Below are 5,829 nucleotides of genomic sequence, written 5' to 3' on the forward strand. Positions count from 1 at the left end.
GCCGAGCGCCACGTCGGCGCCGAAGGCCGCGACGGCGGCGACCCCGGTCACCAGTAACGGCGTCGCCAGACTCTCCCGGCGCAGCCGCCGCCCCTCCGCCGAGGCGTCGAGCGCCCGCACGTACGCGGCGTACTCCTCCTCCGCCCCGGCCGCGATGGAGTCGAGGGCGGCGCGCGCACGGCTCAGCAGCAGCGCCGCGTCCGCACCACCGCCGGCGCGCCGCGCCTCCTCCTCCACGGCCCGCGCCAGCAGCCGCTCGGCATCCGCCCGGTGACTGTCCCGTATCCGCATCTGTGTCCCCCTCCGGCTCCGGTGTCACGGCGCCGGCCCCTCCCCGTCACGGGGGCCGCCGCGACGACCAGTGTCCTGCGTACCGCGCCCCGGCGCGAGGGAACGTGCGCGGCCCGCCGGCGGTGAACACCGCGCGGCGCGGGCCCGCGTGACGCACGGTCAGGCGGCGCCGTCCAGCGGCAGGTCGTCCGAGGGCGTCAGATGCGCGAGGCACAGGGAGGGGCCGACGAACGGTTCCAGGCGGTCGACCCGGAGGGGCGCGCGGACCTCCTTGAGGGCGCCCCGCATGAGGCCGAGGTGCAGGGAGCACACGATGTCGCGGTGCTCCCGCGCGATCTCCAGGAACGGGCAGTGGCGCAGCGGGACGACGGCGGCGTCCGGCTCGCCCTCCTCGACAGGACCGGGCGCGAACCCGGCCTCGTCGAGCACCCGCGTGAGCCGGCCGATCGCCTCCTCGGCGGTGAGGCGCCGCGCGGGGGAGGGCGTGTCGGCGAGATAGCGGCCCCATGCCTCGCCCGTGGTGGCGGCGGCCCGCGCGGGCTGCTCCAGGCTCTCCGCCGCCAGGCCCGTCAGCATGTGGGCGAGCAACTGGTAGCTGCGGCGGTCCGCGCCGGTCCGGGTCGCGGTGGCGCGGTACACGGCACGGGGACGGCCGGGCCGGCCGAGCGCCTCGCTCTCGCGCTCGGCGAGCCCGTCGCCGACGAGCGTGTCCAGGTGGAAGCGGACGGTGTTGGCGTGCAGCCCGGTCCGCTCGGCGATCTCCCGCACGCCCACCGGGCCGGCGGCGGAGCGCAGGACGTCCAGGACGTGACCCCGGCTCTCGCCCACGGCGCCGAGGCTGCCGCCCCCGGCCGGATCGCGGAACGTCGACTCGCTCATTCGGCCAATTTTACCCAGCGGGGGTCGGAGGAACGCGGCCGTCACTCGTCCTCGTCGAGGTCGTCGAGCCGGGCCAGCCAGGTCGTGAGCCGGTCCACCGGGATCTCGAAGTCGGGGTTCAGGTCGACGAAGTACCGCAGCTCCCCGGCGAGCCAGGCCAGCCGCACGGACTCCGTGCCCCGGTTGGCCCGGAGCGTCTCCAGCGCCTGGTCGATCACGGCTGCCGCCCCGGCGCGGGGCGCGCGGACGCCAGGGCGGAATCGGGATGGGGACGAATCCGCATGCCCGGCCGGCGGCGGTGCACGGTGACGTAGCCGAGGCCCTCCGGCCCCGCCGTGATGCTCCGAGTCGAGCCGTGCGGCAGCCACACGAGCGCCCCCTCGGCGAGGGGCAGCTCCCCCTGCGGCGTGTGCAGGGCGCCCTCGCCGTCTACGACGAGGACCAGCACGTCCAGGTCGGGTTCGGCGTGGCTGCCGATGTGCTCGCCCGCGGGCAGCCGGACCAGATTGGCGTCGAGCTGCCGGCCGGACTCGGCCAGCTTCCACAGGACACCGGAGGCGTCGGGGGTGCGGGCGGGAGCGCGTACGTCACACAGGAGGCGGGCGGCGGGGTCATGGGCCGGCTCGGGGGTCGGTCCCGGCGCCGGTTCGGGCGGCCGGGTCTCAGGCATGCGCGGCCACCCGCGTGATGCGGACCTGCCACTGCTCGGCCCCGGACTCGACGTACTCCCAGGTGAACGCCTCGGGGTGGGCCGCCTCGAACTCCCGGCGCAGCGGCTTGGGGTCGTGGTTGTTGACCAGGACGAAGGACTCCCCGTCCGCGAGTCGGGCGAAGCGGGTGAAGATGCGGGGGTGGCGGCGGCCGTGCGGGATCTCGCGGACGTCGATGACCGCCGAGTCCTCCAGCCGGCCGCCTTCCAGGACGGTGCTGAAGTCCTCGGCGAGCGAGGGCAGGTCGACGCCCGGCAGCTCCCGGAGCGCGGGCAGCAGTACGTCCCGTTCGGCGCCCAGGAGGACCGCGAGCCCGCCGCCGAGCGCGCGGACGGCACCCTCGCGCTCGGCCCCGTCCGCCGCGGAGAGCACCGCGTCGAGCTGCCGCCCGATCACCGCGGCCTGGGTGCGCAGCGCGCGGACCGTCAGCCGCGTCCCGGCCGCGCCGGACGCCGCCGCGTACAGCGACAGGTCGGCCGCCGCCAGGTAGCGGCGCAACCGCTCGGCGAAGGGGGCGGCGGACTCCCCGTGCGCCGCGTCCACCGCTTCGAGGCGCTCCAGCAACTGCCCCTGGGCGTGCTCGACGACCCCTTGCGCCCGCACGGCCGGGTCGGTGCCGGTCGCCTGGATGAAGACCTCTGCGGCAGGTGGCATGGGTGGCTCTCCTTCGTCGTCGGACCGGGCACGGTCGGTGCCGCTCGGAATTATTACATGCGATGTTGTAAAAACGGCCGGACCATGACCCCGCGAGCCACTCTCGACCCGGACCGGCTATTTATTACCTGTACCGTTCGTAGAAACAAGACGTCGTCCGGACGCAGAGGAGAGGCTCGTTCCCATGAACGCCACATCGGCCGCGGTCGCGGGTGCCCTGACCTTCCTGTGGCTCGGGATGGTGCTGGCGATCTCCTTCCTGGAGGCGCCCCTGAAGTTCCGCGCCCCCGGGGTGACCATCCCCATCGGACTGGGCATCGGCCGCATGGTCTTCCGCGCCCTGAACCGCGTGGAGATCGCCCTGACCGCCGCCCTGATCCTCACGATCGCCCTCGGCGACCCGCCCCCCGCGGTCATCGCCCTCCTGGCCGCCGTGGCACTTCTGCTCACCGTCCAACTGGTGGCCGTCCGCCGCCCCCTGAACCGCAGGTCGGACCGCGTCCTGGCCGGCGAGGACCTCCCGCGCTCCCGGGGCCACGTGTACTACGTGGCCTTCGAGATCGCGAAGGTGGCCGCCCTGATGGCCCTGGGCATCACCCTGGCAACGGCGTAGCCGGGTGCGTCCATCCCGGCCGACGGGCGGCCCCGGTCGCCCAAGGCGTTCGAGGAGGCGCGGCGACGGGACGTACCGGTGCTGCTCAGCGTCGGGTGCTCCTCGTGCCCACGCCCGTCGCCTACCACGTGCACGCGTGTGGTCAGACGACGCCCAAGTCAACAGTGACGGGGAACGGCGCGGCAGTCTTGATCGCGCCGGTGAACATGTCACCGTCCCGGTACGCCTTGGTGGCGGGGTCGAGGATGTACGTGTAGACGAGGGGGACGCCGGTGGCGGCCTGTTCGACGCGCCAGTAGAAGGGGATGCCGGCCTTGGCGTACTGGTCCACCTTCACGATCCGGTCCGTGGTCTCCGAGCCGGGTGAGACCACCTCGACGACCAGGAGTACGTGCTCGGGGCGGGTGGGCGTGACGTCGATGGTCTCCGCCCGGTAGACGGTGACGTCAGGGCGGCGGTTGGTGAGGGGGACGTCCTGCAGGCGGACGTCGAAGTCCGTATCGGCGTTCCAGTCGGGGCCCGCGGCGGCGTCCAGGGCGTTGGCCAGGACGCGGGCCAGCCGGTTGTGGCGCTTGGAGGCGCTCGGGCTCACGACGACCATCCCGTCCACGATCTCGATGCCGGCGCATTGCTCCTCGGACCAGGAGTCGTACTGCTCCGCGCTGATCTGCGTATGCATCCACGCGGGCGCCACCATCTCGGCGGTCATGGTGTACCTCCTTCGAGAGGCCTCGGCGAACCGGGTGCCGCTGAGCCTCAGAGTACTGGGCGGCCGGGAGCGGTGGTGCGGTCCCGCGCGGGTACCCCTGGGCGGGGGCGGTGCTGTGAGAGGGTGGCCCGCATGAACCGGTTGGCTGGTGTGACCTCGCCGTATCTGCTGCAGCATGCTGACAACCCGGTCGACTGGTGGCCCTGGTCGCCCGAGGCGTTCGAGGAGGCGCGGCGGCGGGACGTGCCCGTGCTGCTCAGCGTCGGGTACTCGTCGTGCCACTGGTGCCACGTCATGGCGCACGAGTCGTTCGAGGACGAGGCGACGGCGGCGTACATGAACGAGCACTTCGTGTCCGTGAAGGTGGACCGCGAGGAGCGGCCCGATGTGGACGCCGTGTACATGGAGGCGGTGCAGGCGGCCACCGGGCACGGGGGGTGGCCGATGACCGTGTTCCTGACGGCGGACGCCGAGCCGTTCTACTTCGGGACCTACTTCCCGCCCGAGTCGCGGCACGGCGTGCCCTCGTTCCGGCAGGTGCTGGAAGGGGTCACCGCCGCCTGGACCGGGCGGCGGGACGAGGTCGGGGAGGTCGCCGGGCGGATCGTGCGGGACCTGTCCGAGCGGAGTCTGGCCCACGGCGGCGACGGGCCGCCCGGCGAGGCGGAGATGGCGCAGGCGCTGCTCGGGCTGACCCGGGAGTACGACGAGCAGCGCGGCGGGTTCGGCGGGGCGCCCAAGTTCCCGCCGTCCATGGCGCTGGAGTTCCTGCTGCGCCACCACGCCCGCACCGGGGCGGACGGCGCCCTCCAGATGGCCGCCGGCACGTGCGAGGCGATGGCACGCGGCGGGATCTACGACCAGTTGGGCGGCGGCTTCGCCCGGTACGCCGTCGACCGCGACTGGGTCGTGCCCCACTTCGAGAAGATGCTCTACGACAACGCGCTCCTGTGCCGCGTGTACGCCCACCTCTGGCGCGCCACCGGGTCTGATCTCGCCCGCCGGGTCGCCCTGGAGACCGCCGACTTCATGGTGCGCGAGCTGCGGACCCCCGAGGGCGGGTTCGCCTCCGCGCTCGACGCCGACAGCGAGGACGCCCACGGCAGGCACGTCGAGGGTGCCTACTACGTGTGGACGCCGGACCAGCTGCGCGAGGTCCTGGGCGAGGAGGACGCCGCCTTCGCCGCCGCGTACTACGGGGTGACCGACGAGGGGACCTTCGAGGAGGGCGCCTCGGTCCTCCAACTGCCCGGCGACGCAGGAGATCCCGGCGACCCCCGCGCCGCCCGGGTGCGCGAACGGCTCCTCGCCGCCCGTGAGGCCCGCCCGCGCCCCGGCCGGGACGACAAGGTGGTCGCCGCCTGGAACGGGCTGGCCATCGCCGCCCTCGCCGAGACCGGCGCCTACTTCGACCGGCCCGACCTCGTCGAGCGCGCCACCGAGGCCGCCGACCTGCTGGTCCGGGTGCACATGGGCCCCGTCGCCCGCCTCGTCCGCACGTCCAAGGACGGGCGCGCCGGTGAGCACGCCGGGGTGCTGGAGGACTACGGGGACGTCGCGGAGGGCTTCCTCGCCCTGGCCGCCGTCACCGGCGAGGGGGCCTGGCTGGAGTTCGCCGGGTTCCTGCTGGACATCGTGCTCCAGCACTTCCGGGGCGAGGGCGGCCAGTTGTACGACACGGCCGACGACGCCGAGCGCCTGATCCGGCGCCCCCAGGACCCCACCGACAGCGCCACCCCGGCCGGCTGGACGGCCGCCGCCGGAGCGCTCCTCTCGTACGCCGCGCACACCGGCTCCGAGCCCCACCGCACCGCCGCCGAGGAGGCCCTGGGCGTCGTCAAGGCGCTGGGCCCGCGCGCGCCGCGCTTCATCGGCTGGGGGCTCGCGGTGGCGGAGGCGCTGCTCGACGGCCCCCGCGAGGTGGCGGTCGCAGGACCGGTCGGCGGCGAGCTGCACCGTACGGCCCTGCTGGG

8 protein-coding genes are annotated in these 5,829 nt (G+C 74.2%); 2 read left to right on the forward strand and 6 right to left on the reverse strand.

Going from position 1 to position 5,829, the window contains the following annotated elements; all coding sequences use genetic code 11:
- The 5 genes from MHW47_RS31060 to MHW47_RS31080 form a co-directional block, all read right to left on the reverse strand.
- On the reverse strand, positions 1-291 hold a 291-nt coding region (locus MHW47_RS31060), incomplete at its 3' end, for a hypothetical protein (RefSeq protein WP_239227207.1).
- A 159-nt stretch (positions 292-450) separates the two neighbouring features.
- Complete coding sequence (locus tag MHW47_RS31065; RefSeq protein WP_239227208.1) at positions 451-1,170, reverse strand: metalloregulator ArsR/SmtB family transcription factor; 720 nt, start codon at positions 1,168-1,170, stop codon at positions 451-453.
- Between the two features lie 41 nt (positions 1,171-1,211).
- On the reverse strand, positions 1,212-1,388 hold the full coding sequence (locus MHW47_RS31070) for a DUF6104 family protein (protein ID WP_239227209.1): 177 nt from the start codon (positions 1,386-1,388) through the stop codon (positions 1,212-1,214).
- On the reverse strand, positions 1,385-1,840 hold the full coding sequence (locus tag MHW47_RS31075; protein WP_239227210.1) for a hypothetical protein: 456 nt from the start codon (positions 1,838-1,840) through the stop codon (positions 1,385-1,387). The genes MHW47_RS31070 and MHW47_RS31075 overlap by 4 nt, the downstream gene beginning before the upstream one ends.
- The gene (locus MHW47_RS31080) at positions 1,833-2,534 is read right to left on the reverse strand and encodes a DUF2249 domain-containing protein (RefSeq protein WP_239227211.1); all 702 of its coding nucleotides are present in this window, start codon (positions 2,532-2,534) and stop codon (positions 1,833-1,835) included. Before MHW47_RS31080 ends, MHW47_RS31075 begins: the two co-directional genes overlap by 8 nt.
- 184 nt (positions 2,535-2,718) lie before the next feature.
- Here MHW47_RS31080 and MHW47_RS31085 point away from each other — a divergent pair, with 184 nt between their 5' ends.
- Entirely contained in the window at positions 2,719-3,147 is a 429-nt protein-coding gene (locus MHW47_RS31085; RefSeq protein ID WP_239227212.1) for a hypothetical protein, read from the forward strand.
- A 142-nt stretch (positions 3,148-3,289) separates the two neighbouring features.
- Here MHW47_RS31085 and MHW47_RS31090 read toward each other — a convergent pair whose 3' ends face one another.
- Positions 3,290-3,856, reverse strand: a complete 567-nt coding sequence (locus tag MHW47_RS31090; protein WP_239227213.1) for a Uma2 family endonuclease — start codon at positions 3,854-3,856, stop codon at positions 3,290-3,292.
- A 132-nt stretch (positions 3,857-3,988) separates the two neighbouring features.
- Here MHW47_RS31090 and MHW47_RS31095 point away from each other — a divergent pair.
- Positions 3,989-5,829 (forward strand): thioredoxin domain-containing protein (locus tag MHW47_RS31095; protein ID WP_239227214.1); only part of this gene is annotated, 1,841 nt, incomplete at its 3' end.

The organism is Streptomyces sp. OfavH-34-F, from assembly GCF_022347745.1.
GTDB lineage: Bacteria > Actinomycetota > Actinomycetes > Streptomycetales > Streptomycetaceae > Streptomyces.

What these genes read in the sequence shown, in the direction of transcription:
- MHW47_RS31065 (WP_239227208.1), bottom strand. Translation starts at nt 1,170, where the DNA reads ATGAGCGAGTCGACGTTCCGCGATCCGGCCGGGGGCGGCAGCCTCGGC.
- MHW47_RS31075 (WP_239227210.1), bottom strand. Translation starts at nt 1,840, where the DNA reads ATGCCTGAGACCCGGCCGCCCGAACCGGCGCCGGGACCGACCCCCGAG.
- MHW47_RS31080 (WP_239227211.1), bottom strand. Translation starts at nt 2,534, where the DNA reads ATGCCACCTGCCGCAGAGGTCTTCATCCAGGCGACCGGCACCGACCCG.
- MHW47_RS31085 (WP_239227212.1), top strand. Translation starts at nt 2,719, where the DNA reads ATGAACGCCACATCGGCCGCGGTCGCGGGTGCCCTGACCTTCCTGTGG.
- MHW47_RS31090 (WP_239227213.1), bottom strand. Translation starts at nt 3,856, where the DNA reads ATGACCGCCGAGATGGTGGCGCCCGCGTGGATGCATACGCAGATCAGC.